The 19,558-nt window shown below is 73.9% G+C and carries 19 protein-coding genes and 2 pseudogenes; 11 read left to right on the forward strand and 10 right to left on the reverse strand.

From position 1 onward, the window contains the following. Positions 1-21 precede the first annotated feature (21 nt). The 3 genes and pseudogenes from ACGFIZ_RS16500 to ACGFIZ_RS16510 form a co-directional block, all read right to left on the reverse strand. Positions 22-450, reverse strand: a pseudogene (locus ACGFIZ_RS16500) (MarR family winged helix-turn-helix transcriptional regulator). A 242-nt stretch (positions 451-692) separates the two neighbouring features. Then, complete coding sequence (locus tag ACGFIZ_RS16505; protein ID WP_347666076.1) at positions 693-1,097, reverse strand: YjbQ family protein; 405 nt, start codon at positions 1,095-1,097, stop codon at positions 693-695. Positions 1,098-1,303: 206 nt separating this feature from the next. After that, positions 1,304-1,864 carry a hypothetical protein gene (locus tag ACGFIZ_RS16510; protein WP_393420023.1) on the reverse strand — a complete coding sequence of 187 codons (561 nt, stop codon included), beginning with the start codon at positions 1,862-1,864 and terminating at the stop codon, positions 1,304-1,306. 580 nt (positions 1,865-2,444) lie between these two features. Between ACGFIZ_RS16510 and aceE the strand changes: the two genes are divergently transcribed. Next, positions 2,445-5,189, forward strand: a complete 2,745-nt coding sequence (gene aceE / locus ACGFIZ_RS16515) for a pyruvate dehydrogenase (acetyl-transferring), homodimeric type (protein ID WP_393420025.1) — start codon at positions 2,445-2,447, stop codon at positions 5,187-5,189. A gap of 181 nt (positions 5,190-5,370) precedes the next feature. Here aceE and ACGFIZ_RS16520 read toward each other — a convergent pair whose 3' ends face one another. Beyond that, the gene (locus ACGFIZ_RS16520; protein ID WP_393420027.1) at positions 5,371-5,820 is read right to left on the reverse strand and encodes an SRPBCC family protein; all 450 of its coding nucleotides are present in this window, start codon (positions 5,818-5,820) and stop codon (positions 5,371-5,373) included. Positions 5,821-6,007: 187 nt separating this feature from the next. Between ACGFIZ_RS16520 and gltX the strand changes: the two genes are divergently transcribed. Further along, complete coding sequence (gene gltX / locus ACGFIZ_RS16525; protein WP_393420028.1) at positions 6,008-7,417, forward strand: glutamate--tRNA ligase; 1,410 nt, start codon at positions 6,008-6,010, stop codon at positions 7,415-7,417. A 143-nt stretch (positions 7,418-7,560) separates the two neighbouring features. Here the strand turns inward: gltX and ACGFIZ_RS16530 are convergent. Then, positions 7,561-7,761 (reverse strand): annotated as a pseudogene (locus ACGFIZ_RS16530) (copper resistance protein CopC); the annotation flags it as partial. A gap of 257 nt (positions 7,762-8,018) precedes the next feature. On the opposite strand from ACGFIZ_RS16530, the gene ACGFIZ_RS16535 reads away from it, so the two are divergent. Continuing rightward, entirely contained in the window at positions 8,019-8,663 is a 645-nt protein-coding gene (locus tag ACGFIZ_RS16535) for a hypothetical protein (protein WP_393420030.1), read from the forward strand. Between the two features lie 140 nt (positions 8,664-8,803). Here ACGFIZ_RS16535 and ACGFIZ_RS16540 read toward each other — a convergent pair whose 3' ends face one another. Further along, entirely contained in the window at positions 8,804-9,124 is a 321-nt protein-coding gene (locus ACGFIZ_RS16540) for a hypothetical protein (protein ID WP_393420031.1), read from the reverse strand. 366 nt (positions 9,125-9,490) lie between these two features. Here ACGFIZ_RS16540 and ACGFIZ_RS16545 point away from each other — a divergent pair, with 366 nt between their 5' ends. The 6 genes from ACGFIZ_RS16545 (at position 9,491) to fabF (ending at position 15,369) form a co-directional block, all read left to right on the forward strand. Beyond that, complete coding sequence (locus ACGFIZ_RS16545; protein WP_393420032.1) at positions 9,491-10,285, forward strand: septum formation family protein; 795 nt, start codon at positions 9,491-9,493, stop codon at positions 10,283-10,285. Positions 10,286-10,363: 78 nt separating this feature from the next. Further along, positions 10,364-11,602 (forward strand): PucR family transcriptional regulator, encoded by a 1,239-nt coding sequence (locus ACGFIZ_RS16550; protein WP_393420033.1) that lies wholly within the window; start codon positions 10,364-10,366, stop codon positions 11,600-11,602. A 101-nt stretch (positions 11,603-11,703) separates the two neighbouring features. Further along, the gene (locus tag ACGFIZ_RS16555; protein WP_393420034.1) at positions 11,704-12,876 is read left to right on the forward strand and encodes an acyltransferase domain-containing protein; all 1,173 of its coding nucleotides are present in this window, start codon (positions 11,704-11,706) and stop codon (positions 12,874-12,876) included. Beyond that, positions 12,873-13,817 (forward strand): beta-ketoacyl-ACP synthase III, encoded by a 945-nt coding sequence (locus tag ACGFIZ_RS16560; protein WP_393420036.1) that lies wholly within the window; start codon positions 12,873-12,875, stop codon positions 13,815-13,817. The genes ACGFIZ_RS16555 and ACGFIZ_RS16560 overlap by 4 nt, the downstream gene beginning before the upstream one ends. Before the next feature lie 83 nt (positions 13,818-13,900). After that, complete coding sequence (locus ACGFIZ_RS16565) at positions 13,901-14,140, forward strand: acyl carrier protein (RefSeq protein ID WP_007072348.1); 240 nt, start codon at positions 13,901-13,903, stop codon at positions 14,138-14,140. A gap of 2 nt (positions 14,141-14,142) precedes the next feature. After that, positions 14,143-15,369: a beta-ketoacyl-ACP synthase II gene (fabF, locus tag ACGFIZ_RS16570; RefSeq protein ID WP_347666064.1), complete on the forward strand. Its 1,227-nt coding sequence runs from the start codon at positions 14,143-14,145 to the stop codon at positions 15,367-15,369. Between the two features lie 58 nt (positions 15,370-15,427). On the opposite strand, the gene ACGFIZ_RS16575 is transcribed toward fabF, so the two are convergent. Together ACGFIZ_RS16575 and ACGFIZ_RS16580 are read right to left on the reverse strand one after the other, a co-directional pair. Beyond that, complete coding sequence (locus ACGFIZ_RS16575) at positions 15,428-15,796, reverse strand: DUF4180 domain-containing protein (protein WP_393420039.1); 369 nt, start codon at positions 15,794-15,796, stop codon at positions 15,428-15,430. Beyond that, the gene (locus ACGFIZ_RS16580; RefSeq protein WP_393420041.1) at positions 15,789-16,295 is read right to left on the reverse strand and encodes a helix-turn-helix domain-containing protein; all 507 of its coding nucleotides are present in this window, start codon (positions 16,293-16,295) and stop codon (positions 15,789-15,791) included. The genes ACGFIZ_RS16575 and ACGFIZ_RS16580 overlap by 8 nt, the downstream gene beginning before the upstream one ends. 562 nt (positions 16,296-16,857) lie before the next feature. Here ACGFIZ_RS16580 and ACGFIZ_RS16585 point away from each other — a divergent pair. Then, positions 16,858-17,574, forward strand: coding sequence for a class I SAM-dependent methyltransferase (locus ACGFIZ_RS16585; RefSeq protein ID WP_393420043.1), 717 nt, complete (start codon positions 16,858-16,860; stop codon positions 17,572-17,574). A gap of 75 nt (positions 17,575-17,649) precedes the next feature. Continuing rightward, positions 17,650-17,958 carry a MerR family transcriptional regulator gene (locus ACGFIZ_RS16590; protein ID WP_393420044.1) on the forward strand — a complete coding sequence of 103 codons (309 nt, stop codon included), beginning with the start codon at positions 17,650-17,652 and terminating at the stop codon, positions 17,956-17,958. A 194-nt stretch (positions 17,959-18,152) separates the two neighbouring features. On the opposite strand, the gene ACGFIZ_RS16595 is transcribed toward ACGFIZ_RS16590, so the two are convergent. Both ACGFIZ_RS16595 and ACGFIZ_RS16600 read right to left on the reverse strand, forming a co-directional pair. After that, positions 18,153-19,079: a M48 family metallopeptidase gene (locus ACGFIZ_RS16595; protein ID WP_393420045.1), complete on the reverse strand. Its 927-nt coding sequence runs from the start codon at positions 19,077-19,079 to the stop codon at positions 18,153-18,155. A gap of 2 nt (positions 19,080-19,081) precedes the next feature. Next, positions 19,082-19,558, reverse strand: a complete 477-nt coding sequence (locus ACGFIZ_RS16600; RefSeq protein ID WP_393420047.1) for a hypothetical protein — start codon at positions 19,556-19,558, stop codon at positions 19,082-19,084.

Below are 19,558 nucleotides of genomic sequence, written 5' to 3' on the forward strand. Positions count from 1 at the left end.
ACACGATCCGCCCGGGACGGCTCAGGCTCGCTCCGGCCCGCCCTGCTCCGGGCGGGCGCCGGCGGAGACCTTGCGGACCAGCTCGCCGAAGATGGTCAGCTCCTGCTCGGAGAGCCCGGCGAGCAGTCGGGAGTCCGACATCACCTGATCGACGCGGCCGCCATCACCTGATCGACGCGGCTGCGCATCCGCCGCCCGGCGTCGGTCACCACCAGCGTCTTCTGCCGGCGGTCGACCGGATCCACCCGGCGCTCCACCAGGCCGGCCTGCTCCAGCTTGTCGACCAGACCCGTCACGTTCGAGCGGTCGCAACGCAGCTGCTCGGCCAGGTCGCGCGCCCGGCAGCGGGCGTCCGGGTCGAGCTGGTGCAGGGCACGGGTGACCGCCGGTGAGGCCCAGCTCGGCGATCTCCACGTCCTGGTGATGCCGCACGGCCGAGGCGACGTCCATGATCCGCCGACGGTTTCCCGCGCGAGGCCCACGCGGTCGCCCGCCCCGGACCCTGAGCTGCGAGAAGACGACGGGGCCATGCCGAACATCCTGCTGACGAGTAAGCGGAGCAGGCGCTCCGCTGGCGCCCGCCGCGCCCGTCGGGAAGCGACAACTTCGGGGAAGATGTTCCCTCGACGCGTCAGAATCCAGCAACTTCCCCGAAGTTGCGAACCCGGTAGGTGCTTTGCGCGGGAGGCTCGTCAGCCTGGGAGGAAGGAGAGGCGGACCTGGCGGGTGGGGTTGTCGCCGTTGGTGTCCACCAGGCAGATCGACTGCCAGGTGCCCAGCGCGAGCCGCCCACCCACCACGGGCAGGGTCGCGTACGGGGGGACGAAGGCCGGCAGCACGTGATCCCGCCCGTGGCCGGGCGAACCGTGCCGGTGCCGCCAGCGGCCGTCCGCGGGCAGCAGGTCGTCGAGGGCACGCAGCAGGTCGTCGTCCGAGCCGGACCCCGTCTCGATCACCGCGAGCCCGGCCGTGGCATGCGGCACGAAGACGTGCAGCAGCCCGTCGCCCTGGCCGGATACGAACCGTTCCGCCTCGGCGGTGATGTCCCGGACGGTCGGCCGGGACCCGGTCTGGACGGTGATCACCTCAGTGCGCACCCCCGCATTGTGCCGCAGCCGGCGCCTCGGACAGCGCCATGTGGCCGACATGCGGCCTCCCGGCGCCTCGGGCAGCGCCATGTCGCCGACAAGGAGGCCTCCCGCCGCCTCGGACACCCCCATGTCGCCGACATAGAGTCGATCACCGGCGACCACCGCCAAGGCCAGCCACCGTCCAGGAACGCAGGGCACCGCGGCCCTTCCGGTCACCAGCCGCCGCCACCGCCGCTGTCACTCCCGACCGACGAGCCGCCGCCCGACGAGCCGCCGACCGACCAGTCGCTCCCGACCGACGAGCCGCCGCCCGACGAGCCGCCGCCCGACCAGTCGCTCCCGACCGACCAGTCGCCGCCCGACCAGTCGCCGCCCGACCAGTCGCCGCCCGACGAGCCGCCGCCCGACGAGCCGCCGCCCGACGAGCCGCCGACCGACCAGTCGCTCCCGACCGACCAGTCGCCGCCCGACGAGCCGCCGCCCGACGAGCCGCCCGGGTAGTGGGTGTCGGCGCCGACAGTGCCGGTGGGCAGGCCCCCGCCGTACCAGCCCCCACCCGGGCCGCTGGTCGAGGTCGCCGAGGCGTAGCCGTACCGGGGCCGGCGGTCACCGACCGAGGAGAGGCCCGCCAGCCCGGCCGCCAGCAGGGCGAGCCCGAGCAGCCCGAGCGGGACCATCCCCGCCCTGCCGCCGGCGAGGCCGGCCACGGCCAGCGGGATGAGCAGCCCGCCGGCCAGCACGAGTACGCTCCCCACCGCCCGTCGCGTCGTCATGACCCGAACGGTAGGGGGGCCGGGCAACCCCGATGGGCGGGAGGACACCGCACCGCCCCCGCCCGACCGCCTGCCCGACCGACCGCCCAGCCCGACCACGCCCGACCGACCGCGCCCGACCGACCGCGCCCAACCGGCCGACCGCCCAGGCCGACCACGCCCGACCCACCGCGCCCGACCGACCGCGCCCAACCGGCCGACCGCGCCCAACCGGCCGACCGCGCCCGACCGACCGCGCCCGATCCACCGCGCCCGACCGACCGCGCCCAACCGGCCGACCGCGCCCGACCGACCACGCCCGACCGACCACGCCCGACCCACCGCGCCCGACCGACCGCGCCCAACCGGCCGACCGCCCAGGCCGACCGCGCCCGACCAACCGCGCCCAACCGGCCGACCGCCCAACCGGCCGACGGGGCCGACAGAGCCGAAGGGTCGACGGGTCGACGGGTCGACGCAAAGTTACTGGTGGGTACCTGTGTTCGACGTCGCGTCTGGGGGAGCCAGACGTGACGGGGGCCGCCGCGAGGGGGCAGGATGGCGCTAGAGACCTATCCCACACAGAACCGAGGGAACGCCTGTGGCTACGGAACGCAAGCGCCCGGTGATCACCGCTGGTCTGCCGAGCCAGCTTCCGGACATCGACCCTGAAGAGACCAGCGAATGGGTCGAGTCACTCGACGGTGTCATCGACGAGCGCGGAACCAAGCGCGCCCGCTACGTCATGCTGCGCCTGCTGGAGCGGGCCCGCGAGCGCCAGGTCGGGGTGCCGTCGCTGACCACCACCGACTACATCAACACCATCCCGCCGGAGCGCGAGCCGTGGTTCCCGGGTGACGAGCACGTCGAGCGGCGGCTGCGGGCGTACATCCGGTGGAACGCGGCGATGCTGGTGCACCGGGCGCAGCGTCCCGAGATCGGCGTCGGCGGCCACATCTCGACCTTCGCCAGCTCCGCGTCGCTCTACGAGGTCGGTTTCAACCACTTCTTCCGCGGCAAGAACCACCCGGGCGGCGGCGACCACATCTTCTACCAGGGGCACGCCTCCCCCGGGATGTACGCCCGCGCGTTCCTCGAGGGCCGGCTGAGTGAGGACCTGCTCGACGGGTTCCGGCAGGAGCTGTCCCACCCGGGCGGCGGGCTGCCGTCGTACCCGCACCCGCGGCTGATGCCGGACTTCTGGGAGTTCCCCACCGTCTCCATGGGCCTCGGCCCGCTCAACGCCATCTACCAGGCGCGGTTCAACCGGTACCTGCACCACCGGGGCATCAAGGACACCTCCCAGCAGCACGTCTGGGCGTTCCTGGGCGACGGCGAGATGGACGAGGTCGAGTCGCTCGGCGGAATCGGCATTGCCGCCCGCGAGGAGCTGGACAACCTCACCTTCGTGATCAACTGCAACCTCCAGCGGCTCGACGGCCCGGTCCGGGGCAACGGCAAGGTCATGCAGGAGCTGGAGGCGTTCTTCCGGGGCGCCGGCTGGAACGTCATCAAGGTGGTCTGGGGCCGCGAGTGGGACCCGCTGCTGGCCGCCGACACCGACGGCGCGCTGGTGAACCTCATGAACACCACGCCGGACGGCGACTACCAGACCTACAAGGCGGAGTCCGGGGCGTACGTCCGGGAGCACTTCTTCGGCCGCGACCCGCGCACGCGCAAGATGGTCGAGCACCTGAGCGACGACGAGATCTGGAACCTCAAGCGGGGCGGCCACGACTACCGCAAGCTCTACGCGGCGTACAAGGCGGCGATGGAGCACACGGGTCAGCCCACGGTGATCCTGGCCAAGACGATCAAGGGCTGGACGCTCGGCTCGCATTTCGAGGCCCGCAACGCCACGCACCAGATGAAGAAGCTGACGCTGGAGGACCTGAAGCTCTTCCGCGACCGGCTCTACCTGGACATCCCGGACAAGGTGCTGGAGGAGAACCCGTACCTCCCGCCGTACTACCACCCGGGCGAGAAGTCCGAGGAGATCGCGTACCTGAAGGAGCGCCGCCAGCAGCTCGGCGGGTACCTGCCGACGCGGCGGACCGAGCAGAAGGCGCTGGCCATTCCGGCCACCGAGCGGTTCTCGGACGTCAAGCGCGGCTCGGGCAAGCAGAAGATCGCCACGACCATGGCCTTCGTCCGCCTGCTCAAGGACATCATGAAGGACAAGGAGTTCGGCAAGCGCTGGGTGCCGATCATCCCGGACGAGGCCCGCACCTTCGGCATGGACTCGCTGTTCCCGACGCAGAAGATCTACTCGCCGCACGGACAGCGGTACACGTCGGTGGACCGGGACCTGTTCCTGTCGTACAAGGAGGCGACGACCGGGCAGATCCTGCACGAGGGCATCAACGAGGCCGGCTCGGTCGCCTCGTTCACCGCCGCGGGCACCTCGTACGCCACCCACGGCGAGCCGATGATCCCGCTGTACATCTTCTACTCGATGTTCGGCTTCCAGCGCACCGGCGACGGCTTCTGGGCCGCGGCCGACCAGATGGCCCGGGGCTTCGTGCTGGGCGCGACGGCGGGACGGACCACGCTCAACGGCGAGGGCCTGCAGCACGAGGACGGCCACTCGCTGCTGCTCGCCGCCACGAACCCGGCGGTGGTCGCCTACGACGCGGCGTTCGCGTTCGAGCTGGCGCACATCGTGGAGAACGGCCTGCACCGGATGTACGGCGAGAAGCAGGAGAACGTCTTCTACTACCTCACCATCTACAACGAGCCGATCCACCATCCGGCCGAGCCTGCCGATGTGGACGTCGAGGGGCTGCTCAAGGGCATCTACCGCTACGCCCCGGCGCCGCAGGTCGAGGGGAACGCGCCGCGGGCCAACATCCTGGCCTCCGGCACGGGCATGCAGTGGGCGCTGCGGGCGCAGCAGCTGCTGGCCCAGGACTGGGGGGTGGCCGCCGACGTCTGGTCGGTGACCTCCTGGACGGAGCTGCGCCGGGACGCGGTGGAGTGCGAGGAGCACAACCTGCTCAACCCGGGCACCGAGCAGCGGGTGCCGTACGTGGCCCGGAAGCTGGCCGACGCGGAGGGCCCGAAGGTCGCGGTCAGCGACTGGATGCGCGCCGTACCGGACCTGATCGCCCGTTGGGTACCGGGTGACTACACCTCGCTCGGCACGGACGGGTTCGGCCTGTCCGACACCCGGCACGCGCTGCGGCGGCACTTCCGCGTCGACGCCGAGTCGGTCGCGGTCGCGACGCTGCAGCAGCTCGCGCTGCGCGGCGCGGTGCCGGCCACCGTCCCGGCCGAGGCGGCGAAGAAGTACGCGATCGACGACGTCAACGCGGCCCCGGTCGGCGAGACCGGCGGCGACAGCTAGGCCGTACGACGGCGGGGCCCGGCGCGGTGCTCAAACCGCGCCGGGCCCTTCCTCGTCTCGGTCAGGCCCTTCGTCGCCGCACCGGGAAACGGTCGCCTCACCGGGAAACGGCGATGGTCCGGCACCCCTGGCGGGGGCGCCGGACCATCTCCGTCGCGGGTGACGCCGGGACCGGCCCGCCTCAGCCGACGGCGGCCAGGTCGGTCAGCCGGGCCAGCGATTCCTCCAGGTCGGCGCCGACCCGGCGGAGCCCGAGCCGGAGCAGGGCGGCCTTGACCGGGCCGGCCGGCCAGCGTACGACGATGAGCCGCACGATGGTCCCGCCCTCCTCCTCGTCGTCCGGCGTGAGCTGGACGTAGATCTCGGTGCGGGCCTCGGCCCGGGCACCGGCGCCCCTGGCACGCTCCCGCCAGCCGATCAGGGTCGGCTCCTGGTAGGCGATCACTTCGGCCTCGTGCGCCGCGCCGCGCCCGGCCTGGACCAGCTGCCGCCGGCCGAAGCCCTCACCCGAGAGCACCTCGGCCGCGCGGACCCCCGCCAGCCAGGCCGGCAACTGCTCGGCCCGCTGCACGACGTCCCAGACCGCTTCCACCGGCGCCGCCACGTGCGCACTGCGTTCCACGAGGATCATCTCTGTTCTTCCCCCACTGAGGACATCCGCGATATTCAGCACTCTATGCGCAAAAACGGACGTACTAGGACGGGACCGGAAAAGACACGCCGATCGACCTTGCGCGACGACCGCCGACGGCCTATGGCGCCGCCCGGGCACGCACCCCTGGCGGAACCCACTGGCCTGCCGCCGTAGGCTGGGGGACGTGACGGTACGTGTACGCTTCGCCCCCTCCCCGACCGGTATGTTCCACGTCGGCGGCGCCCGCTCGGCCCTGCAGAACTGGATCTACGCCAAGCAGCAGGGCGGGGTGTTCGTGCTCCGCATCGAGGACACCGACGCGGCGCGCAACAAGCCCGAGTGGACCGAGGGCATTCTCTCCGCGCTGGAGTGGATCGGCATCGCCCGGGGCAGCTACGAGGGCCCGCACTTCCAGTCGTCGTACGCGGCCGAGCACCGCGCCGCCGCCCAGCGGCTGCACGAGGCGGGCCGGGCGTACTACTGCGACTGCACCCGCGAGGCCGTGCAGGCCCGCACCGGTTCCCAGTACACCGGCTACGACGGCTTCTGCCGCGACCGGGGCCTGCCGCCGGGCGAGGGCCGGGCGCTGCGCTTCCGTACGCCCGACGAGGGCGAGACCGTGGTGGTCGACCTGATCCGCGGCGAGCCGACGTTCGAGAACAAACTGATCGAGGACTTCGTCATCGCCCGGGGCGACGGGTCCGCGGTGTTCCTGCTGGCGAACGTCGTCGACGACATGACCATGGGGATCACCCACGTGATCCGGGCCGAGGAACACCTGCCCAACACGCCGAAGCAGCAGCTGCTCTGGGACGCCCTCGGGGTCAAGCCGCCGGTCTGGGCGCACGTGCCGGTGGTGGTCAACGAGAAGCGGCAGAAGCTGTCCAAGCGGCGGGACAAGGTCGCCCTGGAGGCGTACCGGGACGAGGGCTACCTCGCCGACGCGATGCGCAACTACCTGATGCTGCTCGGCTGGGCGCCGTCGGGCGACCGGGAGATCGTGCCCTGGTCGGTGATCGAGGAGGAGTTCCGGCTGGAGGAGGTCAACCCCTCCCCCGCGTTCTTCGACGAGAAGAAGCTGCGCGCGTTCAACGGCGAGTACATCCGGGCCCTGCCGCTGGAGGAGTTCGTCGCGGCCTGCCGGCCGTGGCTCACCGGCACCGAGACGATCGCGCCGCCGCCCTGGCAGCCGGAGGAGTTCGACGCCGAGGCGTTCGCCGCGGTCGCCCCGCTGGCCCAGACGCGGATCGCGGTGCTCAGCGAGATCGTCGCGAACGTCGACTTCCTCTTCCTGGCCTCGCCGCTGATCGACGAGGCGGCGTGGGCCAAGGCGATGAAGGAGGGCGCGGCCGAGCTGCTCGACGCGGCGATCGCGGCGTTCGAGGCGCTCCAGCCGTGGGACGCGGAGTCGCTGAAGGCGGCGCTGGAGGCGGTCGGCGCCGAGCGCGGGCTCAGGCTCGGCAAGGCCCAGGCCCCGGTCCGGGTCGCGGTCACCGGCCGTACGGTCGGCCTGCCGCTGTTCGAGTCCCTGGAGGTCCTCGGCCGCGAGCGCACCCTGACCCGCCTCCGCGCCGCCCGCGTCCGCCTCCCCTGACCTGGCGCCCGCCCCGGCACCCTCCCCTTTCGGCGATCTTGCACTTTCGGCTCCGACAAATAGGGCAACTCCCCCATTCCCGGGGGCACAAAGTGCAAGATCGCGGCTGCTGGCGCGGCGCCGGCAAGGGCGGGCACGTTGTCCGGTCCGGTGACTGTGATCTTCGTCGTATTCGGGTCCGGCTTCGCCAGGAACCGGAGTTCGATCTTCTCGGGCACGACGGCGATCCGTGCGCCGTCCTTCGGATCGCTGCCGGTCAGCGAGTTGTGGGCCGCCGCCGGCGTCGCCGGTAGCGCCAGTGACGCCCCGAGCGCCACGCCGAGAACGGTTGACACGGTCTGCACCGCGGGTGGGACGCTGCCCCCCCATGAACCCCTCCGTAAAGGTACTATCCGCCCGCTGATGAACGGCTGGTCATTAGTCGGGCCGGGATCGCAAATAGTTCCAATTCCCGATCCAGCAGCTGCAACCGATCGACGTTCTGCGCAGTCTTTGAGGTGAAGTGTCCCCGCTGTCCTGGCGGGGCACGGTCACCGCCGTCGGCCAACCAACGCGTGACCTGCAGCGAAGCCATCCAGATCGACGGGGCGAGGAGGCGGCGATGGTCCGACTGGTGAGGCGGCTGGTCTTGGCGGCCGCGGGCGCGCTGATGGCGCTGGGAGTGTCCTGGGCCGGCCCGGCGCAGGCCGCGCCCAAGCCCCCGGCGGGGGTCGACATCACCGGCCACCAGCTGGCCGAGCCGCTGCGGCTACGCACCGCCACCCAGCCCACCGAGGTCGTCGCCGTGATCGACCAGGTGAACTGGCTGAGCCGGGCCGGTGCCGCCATCGGGCCGAAGCCGGACGACCTGGGGCCGAAGTACACGGTCGTGGTGCTCGCCGGGGAGACCCCGACCCAGACGTACGACCTCTACCCGCTGGCCGTGGGCGGGCCCCGGGTGTACCGGCCGGCGAAGCAGCCCGACCCCGCCTACCGGGCCAAGGCCGGCTGGTTCCTCGGGCGGCTCAACATGTCCGAGACCCTGCGGACGGCCGGCGTGCCCCTGGAGCGGCAGCTCGATACCGTCACCGGCGGCGTCGGCGGCGGCGAGCGGGTGCTGCCGGACGAGTCGCTGGACCCGGGCAAGGACCTCGGCGAGGCCGTCGGCGAGCTGCAGCGGCTGCTGCTGCTCAACGTCGGCGTGATGGTGCTGATCACCATGGGGCTGGCGGGAATCGCGCTGCTGATCCGCCGTCGCACCCGCTGAGCCGAGGGCGCGGGGTCAACAGCCGGCCGAGCGCGCGAGGTCAGCAGCGGGCCGGGGGCGCGGGGTCAACAGCCGGCCGAGCGCGCGGGGTCAACAGCCGGCCGAGCGCGCGGGGTCAACAGCCAGCCGAGGGCGCGGGGTCAGCACCAGCGGCGCGGCGGGCGCTCCCGGCGGATGGCGCGGTGCCGGGGACGGACCGGGCCGTGCCGGTGGGCACCGGCCCAGCCGGGCAGCTCGCTGAGGCAGGAACCGGCCCGCGCCAGCTCGCCGCCGACGGGCGACTCGGGGGTGCGCTGGCGGGGTACCGGCAGGTCGTCGTCGCCCCAGGTCGGGACCGGCTCCGGCAGGTGGGCCGGGCCGGCGGCCCGGCGGTGGTGCTTGGCCGCCGCCGGCGGCTCGTGGTGGCCCGGACGACAGCACTCTCCCTGGGCGCAGCCGTGCTCGGCCTCCCCGTGCGCCATCCCCCGTCTCCTCACACTCGCGACACGCGCGGGCCGGCCGGCCCGCGCGCCCTGTCACCGTACTGGCCCCGGCCGACCCGCGCGGGGCGTACCCCTCGTCAGTCCCGCGGGTTGCGCGGGAGGGCCTTCCCCCTGGCGCCCAGCATGCCGCCCGCGTGGGCCCGGGCCCCGGCGGGCACGCTGAGATCCGCGTACTCCCGGCGGCGGGCACGCTGAGATCCGCGTACTCCCGGCGGCGGGCATCGGGGCCGCGCCGAGCGGTTCGCTGCCGTATGCTCCCGCCGCGCGAAGATCGACGGCTGGAGGACCGGTGCGCACCAGAAGTGTTCTGCCGCTGGCCGTGGCGCTGGCCGTCGCCCTGGCCGGGTGCGCCCTGCTGCCGGGCGGCAACCGCCCGTCCGGGTTCGTTCCGCAGGCCGGCGCCTGTCACCTCGTCCTGGCGACAACGCCAGCGGGGACGGCTACCGGCCGGTCGGGTGCCAGGAGCGGCACGAGGCGGAGACCTTCCACGTGGGACGCTTCGCCGGGGCCGACGCCGCTCTGAGCGAGCCGCCCGCGCCGGGATCCGAGGCAGGCCGGCGGGCGTACGCGTCGTGCAGCACGGCGTTGAACGAGTTCGTCGGCGACGTGTGGCAGACGTCCCGGCTGTCGCTGCGGGTGGTGCTGCCCACCGCGAAGGGGTGGGCGGCGGACGAACGCTGGTTCCGCTGCGACGTCGTCGAACTGTTGGCGCTGGACGTGCTGGAGCCCTCGCCGCGCGCCAACAGCCTGGCGGGCGCGCTGCGCGCGCCGTCGCCGTTCCACCACGGCTGCTACAACAGCCCGACCTTCGGCCCGGACGACAGGCTCCAGACCATGCCGCCGGCCGCCTGCACGGGCCCGCACAGCACCGAGTTCGTCGGGGTCTGGTGGAGCGACGCCCTGGCGGCCGGCACCTCGCCCTCCGAGGAGGACCTGATCGACGGGTGCTTCGGAGTCGCCGCCGACTACGTGGGCGTGCCGACTGAGGATCTGGGGGACCAGACGTACGTGTACTTCCTGCTGCCCAGCGACGAGGACTGGGGCGTCGGCGACTCGGGCGTGCTCTGTTTCCTGCACACGGACGGCGCGCCGCTGCGCAGATCGCTGGCGGGGGTGGGCCGGCGCGGCCTGCCCGGGTAGGCACCAACAGGTGGGACGGGTCCCTTCCGCTACCGGGGCCGTTAACAGGGGGCCCTTCCCTTCTGCCAGGCTGTACGGGTGGGAAGCGAGCCGGAGGGCGGGGAACTGTCGGCCACGCTGCGCCGGATCGAGCGGGCGGCGGGGGCGCTGGCCACCGCCAGCGTGGCCCGGATGGACGAGACCCTGCCCTGGTTCCGGGCGCTCCCGGCGGACCAGCGTTCCTGGGTCATGCTGGTGGCCCAGGCGGGTGCCCGGTCGCTGGTGCAGTGGCTGCGCGACGGCGGCGGGACGGCCGACAGCACGCAGGAGGTCTCCGACGAGGTCTTCGCCACCGCACCGCAGGCGCTGGCCCGCTCGATCAGCCTCCAACAGACGGTGGCCCTGATCAAGGTCACCATCGAGGTGGTCGAGGAGCAGGTCGGGACGCTGGCCGCCGAGGGCGAGGAGCAGCAGCTGCGGGAGGCGGTGCTGCGCTTCTCCCGGGAGATCGCGTTCGCCGCCGCCCGGGTGTACGCCCGGGCGGCCGAGTCCCGCGGCTCCTGGGACGCCCGGTTGCAGGCCCTGCTGGTCGACGCGCTGCTGCGCGGGGACTCCCCGGACGTGCTGGCCAGCCGCGCCGCGGCGCTGGGCTGGTCGGACGCCCCGCCGGTGGCGGTCGCGGTGGGCCGCTCCCCCGGCGGCGAGGTGGCCGCCGTGCTGCACACGGTCTACCGGCTGGCCCGGCGGATCGGCGTCGAGGTGATCGGCGGCGTGCACGGCGACCGGCTGGTGATCGTGCTCGGCGGCGCGGCGGACCCGATGGCCGCGACCGGGAAGCTGCTGCCCGCGTTCGGGGAGGGGCCGGTGGTGGTGGGTCCGGCGGTGCCGAGCCTGGACGAGGCGACCGACTCCGCCCGCGCCGCGCTGGCCGGGTTCCGGGCCGCCCCGGCCTGGCCGGCCGCGCCGTGTCCGGTGCCGGCCGGCGAGCTGCTGCCGGAGCGGGCCCTCGCCGGGGACGCCGAGGCCCGCCGCCGGCTGCGCCACGACGTGTACGCCACGCTGGTCCGCGCCGGCGGGGAGCTGCTGGAGACCCTGGACGCCTTCTTCGCCGCCGGCGGGACGCTGGAGAGCGCGGCCCGCGCCCTGTTCGTACATCCCAACACGGTGCGCTACCGGCTGCGGCGGATCGCGGAGGTCACCGGTTTCTCGCCGCTGGCGCCCCGGGACGCGTTCGCCCTGCAGGTGGCGCTGACGGTCGGCCGTCTGGACCCGGTGGTAACGGTGGTCCCGACCCAGACAATGGGCCCCACCGGCCGGCAGAACGCCACAGATAGGTGACGATCGCCGCCGATTTTTGTGGGAACCCCACAAAGGTGCTAGTGCGGTTTGGTGGCGCTCGGCACACACGTGACTGCCGAGTATCCGGGAGAGTCATAAGCGTGATCGCCCTACTCTCTCCCGGACAGGGTTCCCAGAAACCCGGCTTCCTGACACCGTGGCTCGACGTGACCGGCACCGAGGCGCGGCTGCGTTGGTGGTCGGCGCTGGCCGGGGTCGACCTGGTGCACCTGGGCAGCAAGGCCGATGCGGACGAGATCAAGGACACCGCGCGCACCCAGCCGCTGCTGGTGGCCGCGGCCCTGCTCGCCGCCGAGCACCTGCCGATGCACGACGTGGCGCTCGCCGCCGGGCACAGCGTCGGCGAGCTGGCCGCGGCCGCGCTGGCCGGGGTCTTCCCCGCCGAGACCGCGATCACGCTCGCCGGGGTCCGCGGCCGGGAGATGGCGTCCGCCTGCGCGCTGGAGGCGACGGGCATGGCGGCCGTGCTGGGCGGGGACACCGACGAGGTGCTCGCCTCCCTCGACGCGCAGGGTCTGCACCCGGCCAACCGCAACGGCGCCGGGCAGATCGTCGCCGCCGGCTCCGTCGCCGGGCTGGACAAGCTCGCCGCCGAGCCGCCGGCGAAGGCCCGGGTGGTCCGGCTGAAGGTGGCCGGCGCGTTCCACACCCCGTACATGGGTCCGGCCGAGGCCGCGCTGGCCGAGGTGGCCGCCGGGATCACCCCGGCCGATCCGGCCCGGATCCTGCTGTCCAACCTCGACGGCACCGCCGTCAGCCACGGCCGGGAGATGGTGCAGCGCCTGGTCCGCCAGGTCACCGCGCCGGTGCGCTGGGACCTGTGCATGCGGGCGCTCGCCGACCTCGGGGTCACCGGGGTGATCGAGCTCCCGCCCGCCGGCACGCTCGCCGGCCTGGTCAAGCGGGATCTCAAGGAGTCCGGTGTCCCCGAGATCGTCACCCTGAACACGCCGGACGACCTGCCCGCCGCACGGGACCTGATCGCCCGGCACGGAACGGCGCCGAGCCACGAGCCGACCCTCCGGTTCCGGGTCGTGGTCGCCCCCTCGGCGGGCACCTTCGCGCCCCTCGACGGGCTGGCCGAGGGTGCGGCGCTGCGGACCGGGCAGGTGATCGGGCACGTCGCCACCCGGCAGGGGCCGGTCGAGGTGACCGCGCACGACAGCGGCCTGCTCACCGAGTGGCTGGCCCACCACGACGACCCGGTCGCGCCGGGCCAACCACTCGCCCGGATCGGGGGTCAGCAGTCATGACAGGAAGTCGTATCGTCGCGCTGGGGCACTACCAGCCGTCGCGGATCGTCACCAACGACGAGATCGCCCAGCTCGTGGACACCAACGACGAGTGGATCCGGGACCGGGTCGGCATCGTCACCCGCCGGATCGCCGGGGACGAGACCGTCGCCGACATGGCCGCGGCCGCCGCCGGCAAGGCGCTGGCCGGTTCCGGCCTCACCGCCGCCGACATCGACCTGGTCGTGGTCGCCACCTGTTCCTCGATCGACCGCAGCCCGAACGTCGCCTGCCGGGTCGCCGCCAAACTCGGGATCACCGCGCCGGGGGCGTTCGACATCAACACCGCGTGCTCGGGCTTCGCGTACGCGCTGGGCACCGTCGACCACGCCATCCGGGCCGGGGCGTCGCGCAACGCGATTGTCATCGGCGCGGAGAAGCTGTCCGACTTCACCGACTGGACCGACCGCTCCACCTGCATCATCTTCGCGGACGGCGCCGGCGCCGCGGTGCTCACCGCCACCGCGGAGGGCGAGCCGGCCGGGGTCGGCCCGGTGGTGTGGGGCTCGGTGCCCGAGAAGAGCGACGCGGTACGCATCGAGGGCTGGCGCCCGTACATCAAGCAGGAGGGGCAGGCGGTCTTCCGCTGGGCCACCACCGAGCTGGCCCCGCTGGCCCTGCAGGCGTGCGAGCGGGCCGGGGTCGCTCCGTCCGAGCTGGCCGCGTTCGTGCCGCACCAGGCCAACGCCCGGATCATCGACGGCATCGCCAAGCGGCTCGGCATCCCCGACGCGATCATCGCGAAGGACATCGTCGAGTCCGGCAACACCTCGGCGGCGAGCGTGCCGCTGGCGCTGTCCAAGCTCGTCGAGCGGCGGGAGGTGCCCTCGGGCGCCCCGGTGCTGCTCTTCGGTTTCGGCGGCGGCCTGACCTACGCCGGTCAGGTCGTCCGCTGCCCCTGACGTCCGGCTCCCACCGTGCCGTGCGCACCGGGCGGGCCCTGTGCCGCCCGGTGACCAACCCCATTGAGAGGAACCCAACCGCAATGACCCGTGACGAGATCACCGCCGGCCTCGCCGAGATCCTCGAAGAGGTTGCCGGGGTGAACCCGGACGACGTGGCCGAGGGGAAGTCCTTCACCGATGACCTGGACGTCGACTCGCTCTCCATGGTGGAGGTCGTGGTCGCGGCCGAGGAGAAGTTCGGCGTCAAGATCCCGGACAACGAGGTGCAGAACCTGAAGACCGTCGGGGACGCCGTCAGCTACATCGAGGCGCAGTCCTGATCATGAGTCGCTCCGACGTCGTCGTCACCGGGCTCGGCGCGACGACCCCGCTGGGCGGGGACGTCGCGTCGACCTGGGACGCCATGCTCGCCGGCCGCTCCGGGGTGGGTCCGCTCACCCAGGAGTGGGCCGCGCAGCTCCCGGTCCGGATCGCGGCGCAGCTCGCCGTCGAGCCGTCCGAGGTGCTGGACCGGGTCAAGCTGCGCCGGCTCGACCGTTCCCAGGCCATCGCGCTCGTCGCGGCGCAGCAGGCCTGGGCCGACGCCGGCCTGGCCGATTCCGGGCTGGACCCGGAGCGGCTGGCGGTCAGCGTCGGCTCCGGCATCGGCGGGGCCACCACCCTGCTCGCGCAGGACGACATCCTGGAGGCGTCCGGCCCCCGCCGGGTCTCCCCGCACACCGTGCCGATGCTGATGCCGAACGGTCCCGCCGCGTGGGTGGGGCTGGAGGTGGGCGCGAAGGCCGGCGTGCACTCGGTGGCCAGCGCCTGCGCCACCGGCGCCGAGGCGATCGCGCTGGGCCTGGACATCATCCGCGCCGGTCGGGCCGACGTGGTGGTGGCCGGCGGCACCGAGGCGGTCATCCACCCGCTGCCGATGGCCGGGTTCGCCTCGATGCGGGCCATGTCCACCCGCAACGACGAGCCCGAGCGGGCGTCCCGCCCCTGGGACAAGGGCCGGGACGGGTTCGTGCTCGGCGAGGGCGCGGGCATCGTGGTGCTGGAGCGGGCCGAGCATGCCGCCGCCCGGGGCGCCCGGGTGTACGCGCGGCTCGCCGGGGCCGGGGTCACCTCCGACGCGTACGACATGGTGCAGCCGCACGCGGAGGGCGAGGGCGCGATCCGGGCGATCCGCCGGGCCATCGCCGACGCGGGCGTGGCCAAGCAGGACATCGTGCACGTCAACGCCCACGCCACCTCGACCCCGGTCGGCGACATGCTCGAGATCGGCGCGCTGCGCGCCGCGCTCGGCGACCACCCGGTGCTCGCCGCCACCAAGTCGATGACCGGCCACCTGCTCGGCGCGGCCGGCGCGCTGGAGTCGATCGCCACCATCCTGGCCATCCGCGACGGGGTCGTCCCCCCGACGATCAACCTGGACGACCCGGACGACGGCCTCGACCTGGAGGTGGCCGCCCACAAGGCGCGCCACATGGAGATCCCCGCCGCGCTGAACAACGCGTTCGGCTTCGGCGGGCACAACGTGGCGCTCGTCTTCACGCGAGCCTGACGACCCGGCCACGGAGGGGTGCTCCGGTCCCGCGGCGGGATCGAGGGCACCCCCGCCGTCAGGCGACGGCGCGCAGGCGGGCGTCGAGCGCGTCCAGGTCGGGCAGGAACCAGACGTGGTCGGCCCGGTTGGACTCGTGGACGAGGGCTCGCAGGGCGGGACTCGTCGCGAGGTGCCGGGAGATGTCGCCGATGATCGCCAGGCGCAGCCGGTAGTTGACGAACTTCTGCATGACCTCACCGGCGAACCGGGTGCCCAGGTCGAAGAAGTGGCCGTCGAGCCGGCCCGCCGGCACAGCCACCACCTCGGCGCCGAGGAACGCCGCACCGATCAGGTCCAGCGCGTCCTGCACGGTGGCCACCGGCGGGCCGTCCGGGTCGCACTCCAGCACCCGCGCCCCGGCCCGTTCCCGCACCACGTCAGGCATCCCCGGCCTCCCATGTCGACGCCGGACGCAGGGGTCGATCCGTCGCGCTCTCCTGGTCGAGCAGGCCGTTGCCGCCGTCCAGGACGGCCTCCACCAGGTGCAGCATCTCGGCGGTGGCGGCGGCGCCACCGAGTATCACGATCTTCATCCGGCTCCGCTCCTCGTCGTGGACGGTCTGCACGCGCAGCGGCCGGGCGGGCTCGGCGCCGGTGTGCGCCGCGGCCAGGACGAGCGTGGCCAGCCGGTCGGCTGCGCGCCGGTCGACGCCGTCGACCTGCACGATGCTCGACACCTCCACCGGCGCGACGGCCGCGGACCGAACCGGGGCCGGCTGCGCCGCCCGCCCCGTCAGGGCGTCCAGGTCGGCGCGGGCGATCCGGTACTGCTTGCCGATCCGTACGGCCCTGAGCCGGCCGGCCCGGATGTAGCCCCGCACGGTACGCACGTGCAGTCCGAGCACCTCGGCCACCTGCTCGACCGAGTACATTTCATTCCCCATCGTTCCCCATCCTAGACCCGATAGGGAGCAATAGGGAACGGGCCCTGCCGCGACCCACGGCCCTCTCCGAGCCCTGTGGAGCTGCCCGCACGAACGGGGCACCCGCACACGGACCCGCCAACCCACCCCCCTCCCCCACACCCCTCCCCCCACGCCGAACCCGGTCAGGTTGATCATGGAGTTGACGGTCGTGTCGATCTCCGAAAGCCCCGCCAACTCCATGATCATTCCTGCGTCGGCAGTGCGAGGGGGCGGGGCGGTGGGGGGCGGGGGGCGGAGACGCGCGGGGGCGGGTGCGAGGCGGGGGGTGGGGGGTGGGGGCGGGGCGGGGGCGGCGGGTGGGGGCGGGTTCTGTTGGGCGCACAGACGGGGCAGCTCCAGAGGGGCCGCGTCCAGGTGCCCCCGCACTCGCCCGCCGCGCCCCGGAACCGGCCATGCTCACCTCGCCAGGCCCGGGTCGCACGTTTCCTCGGCCGGCCCGTCCGGAACCTCGCGGCAAGGCGAGCGGACGGGGCGGCGCCCGACTAGGGTGAGGGCCGCCGAGAACCGCGAGGAGCACGACGTGGAAGCGACGGAAGTCCGCAAGCTCGCCGCCCTGGAGGACCGCCACTGGTGGTACCGGGAGCGGCGCGTCCTGCTGGCCCGGGCGCTGCGCCGGCTGGCCGCCGCCGGCCACCGCCCCGGGCGGGCGCTCGACGTCGGCGCGGCCGGCGGCGGCAACACGCGGGTGCTGCGCGCGCACGGCTGGCGTCCGGTGGCGCTGGAGTACACGCCGGAGGGCGCCGCGGTGGCGCGGGAGCGCGGGCTCGACGTCGTCCAGGCCGACGCCCGGCACCTGCCGCTGCCCTCGGCGAGCCTCGGCCTGGTGGTGGCGTTCGACATCCTGGAACACTTCGACGAGGACCACCTGGCCGCCGCCGAGATCCGCCGGACCCTGCGCCCCGGGGGCGCCGCGCTGATCGCCGTACCCGCCGACATGGCGCTGTGGTCCGCGCACGACGAGGCCGTCGGCCACGTCCGGCGGTACGACCGCGCGTCGCTGCGCGCCGTCGTGGAGAAGCCCGGGCTGGTGGTCGACGAGCTGTGGAGCTGGAACGTGCTGCTGCGGCCGGCGGCGGCCTGGCGGCGGCGCAGGTCCACCGGCAGCGACCTGGACGACCCGCATCCCGTGCTCAACCTGGGCCTGCGGGCCGTCATCACCGCCGAGCGGTACCTGCCGGTGCGGTCGCTGCCCGGCGTGTCCCTCATGCTGCGCGCCCACCGCCCCACCGACGGCTGACCCCGCCAGGGCCGACCCCGCCGCCGCGCGGCGGCGGCTTGAGTCTCCAGCGGCTGGAGGGTGCACGCTGGGCGGGTGACCGACCGCACCGAGCTGTACGCCATCGGGCAACTCGCCCGGCGGACCGGCCTGACCGTACGCACCATCCGCTTCTGGTCCGATCTCGGCCTGCTGCCGCCGACCACGCGTACCTCCGGCGGCTACCGGCTGTACGACGCGGCGGCGGTGGCCCGGCTCGACCTGCTGCGGACCCTGCGGGACCTCGGCATCGGGCTGGACGCCGCCCGCCGGATCCTGGACCGCCAGGCGAGCGTGGCCGACGTCGCCGGGGCGCACGTACGGGCGCTGGACGCCGAGATCCGGACGCGGCGAGTATCCGGGTGAGGAGCTGGACGTGTCCCGGATCTGGGAGGGGGCGGCCACCACGCCGCAGGACGGCTCGGCGACGGGCCGGATCGCCTGGACCGAGGACGCGCTGAAGGTGTTCGTCCAGGTCACCGACAGCGTGGAGATCATCGTCGACCCGAAGGGGAACTCGGCCGACACCTCCACCGTGTTCAAGGCCGGCATCTTCCCGGTCACCGACGACCCGGCCAACGGGAACCCGCCGTGCTGGCACCCTCCGGGTCCGCGCCCCAGCGCACGGCGGCCAGGTCGGCGTAGACCTCGCGGCTGCGCAGCACGTCGGACCGGGCAAGGTACACCAGCACCGCGAGCAGGCCGGTGACCAGCAGGCCGCGGGTGACGATGGGAGCGTCGGCGGACCACAGCCTCGCCCCGGACGCCGTGCTGAACCTCCACGCGCCCCACAGCAGGAACGGGGGAACGGCCACGGCGGCGTAGACCCGCCACAGGGCCACGGTGAGGTAGGTGATCGTCACGTCCCGGTTGGCGATGTGGGCGAGCTCGTGCAGCAGCGCCGCCCGGAACCACCCCGGGTCTGTCGTCCGCGCGACGACCAGACCGCCGTGCAGGCACACCGTCGCCCGCCCGGTCCGGCCGAACACCACCGCCCCGGCCGAGGCCGCGGCGGGGTCGACCACCACGCGCGGCGGGCGGGCGAGGCCGGCGGTCGCGGACAACTCGGCCACCGTACGCCCGATCTCGCCGTCCCGGTCGACGGCGGCCAGCGGCACCACCACCCGGCCGCGGCGGGCCTTCCAGGCGGGCAGCGCCCAGAACAGCGCGGCCGTGCACGCGGCCAGCAGCGCCCACCAGCCGACCAGCCACCACCCGGACGGGGGCGGGGCGTAGCGCTCGCTGCACGCGGCGTACGCCTCCCACTGCAGGCTGCGCCTGGCCATCACGTTGGCCGCCGGGTCGGTGCCCGGGTCGGCCCCGGCCGCCAAGGTGCAGCTCAAGCCGTCGGTGGCGGTCAGGGCGAGGGCGATGTAGAGCAGCATCACGCTGCTGGTGGCGACCAGCAGGGCGACCAGCAGCGTGAACCTCGCGGTCGTGCCCGCGCCCAGCGCCCGCTCGTCGACCCGTGACGACCCGCCCGCCACGGTCAGCTCGCCGGGGTCGGCTCGCCGGGGCTGTCGCCGGAGCCCGGACCCAGCCTGCGGACGACCGTGTCGGCGAGCTCGGCGGCGATCTGCGCGTCCAGCCCCCTCCGGATGGACAGGTCCAGTAGATCCCGGCGCAGCTCGGCGAGCTGCTCCGCGGTCAGCGTCGGGAGGGTCGCGGGCGGCCGGCGGCGGCGTACGAGCCTGCGCAGCAGCCCCCTGGCCCCCTTGGCCGTGCCGTCCACCGCCGCGTCCGCGAGCCGCTGCGCCACCTGGTCGAGCACCAGCCACACCACCGGGGTGGCCAGCCCGACGACCTCGCCCCAGCCGAAGCCGAGCGGCTCGCGCCGTGGCCCGGTGCGGCTGAGCCGGCGCACGACGGTCCCGTCGTCGTACGACGCCAGCCCGTCCACCAGTGGCAGCTCCTCGGGGGCGACCTCCGCCACCACGTCCCGCACGACATCCCGGACTGCGACCAC

Source organism: Micromonospora sp. NPDC048830, assembly GCF_043198215.1.
Taxonomy (GTDB): domain Bacteria; phylum Actinomycetota; class Actinomycetes; order Mycobacteriales; family Micromonosporaceae; genus Micromonospora.

Coding starts and splice junctions, on each gene's coding strand:
- fabF (WP_347666064.1), top strand. CDS start 14,143: ATGAGTCGCTCCGACGTCGTCGTCACCGGGCTCGGCGCGACGACCCCG.
- ACGFIZ_RS16565 (WP_007072348.1), top strand. CDS start 13,901: ATGACCCGTGACGAGATCACCGCCGGCCTCGCCGAGATCCTCGAAGAG.
- ACGFIZ_RS16580 (WP_393420041.1), bottom strand. CDS start 16,295: ATGGGGAATGAAATGTACTCGGTCGAGCAGGTGGCCGAGGTGCTCGGA.
- ACGFIZ_RS16510 (WP_393420023.1), bottom strand. CDS start 1,864: ATGACGACGCGACGGGCGGTGGGGAGCGTACTCGTGCTGGCCGGCGGG.
- ACGFIZ_RS16575 (WP_393420039.1), bottom strand. CDS start 15,796: ATGCCTGACGTGGTGCGGGAACGGGCCGGGGCGCGGGTGCTGGAGTGC.
- ACGFIZ_RS16560 (WP_393420036.1), top strand. CDS start 12,873: ATGACAGGAAGTCGTATCGTCGCGCTGGGGCACTACCAGCCGTCGCGG.
- ACGFIZ_RS16540 (WP_393420031.1), bottom strand. CDS start 9,124: ATGGCGCACGGGGAGGCCGAGCACGGCTGCGCCCAGGGAGAGTGCTGT.
- ACGFIZ_RS16535 (WP_393420030.1), top strand. CDS start 8,019: ATGGTCCGACTGGTGAGGCGGCTGGTCTTGGCGGCCGCGGGCGCGCTG.
- ACGFIZ_RS16520 (WP_393420027.1), bottom strand. CDS start 5,820: ATGATCCTCGTGGAACGCAGTGCGCACGTGGCGGCGCCGGTGGAAGCG.